This window comes from Vibrio sp. 970 (assembly GCF_033339075.1).
Genome location: NZ_JAWOTW010000341.1, coordinates 1 through 686 on the forward strand (window position 1 = coordinate 1; position 686 = coordinate 686).

At 46.1% G+C, this 686-nt stretch carries 1 protein-coding gene; it reads right to left on the reverse strand.

Annotated features, from left to right (window positions below; genetic code table 11):
* On the reverse strand, nt 1-686 hold a 686-nt coding region (locus tag R7Q11_RS26540; protein WP_225467042.1), incomplete at both ends, for a PKD domain-containing protein.

Below are 686 nucleotides of genomic sequence, written 5' to 3' on the forward strand. Positions count from 1 at the left end.
AAGGTTGTCACCGGCTTGCTGTAACAGGTAGGTCTTATCCTGGGTATTGCGCCAGTTGTACAGGTTCACGTATTCAGCAGAGCCATCGTCATAGAGCCTGATGTTGTCAATGTCGACATGTGGCTGCTTATGCAGCCGCTGTAGCATAAGTTTTAGGTTGTCATATGACTTCAGCGTGTTGGTACTGATTGAAACCTTGAGTCTGTGATGATCTTCTGCAAAGGCAGAAATAGCTTCAAGCATTTCTGCCGATGTATGGTTTGACTCAAGTGGGAAGCGACTGATATTCAGTTGCGCCAGATGCTCTTGCGTCGGATTGATACGGCCCCAGGACACATAGCGCTCAGCTGTCGGGTGAGCCTCTGCAGAGGCGATGATGTCCAATACCTGATGTAAAGAGGGGAGAGATGCGTGATCAACATAAACTTCCAGTGATGGAGACACCACGGACACTTTTGCATCGGTTGAGTACTGATCACCATTCTTACTGGTTCCTTTAAACTGGAAGCAATACTCTTCATCGTTGTCCAGTTTTGGAGCGGTAAGTGTCAGATTGACGGTTTGGCTTGTGTCAGAAGGAATAATGGATATCGAACCACATGTTTGAGTCCAGCTGAAACTTTCTAAATCGGGATTGCTGTCGTTTTGAATCGGATTAAGGGTAAATTCTTGATTGTCTATGACAT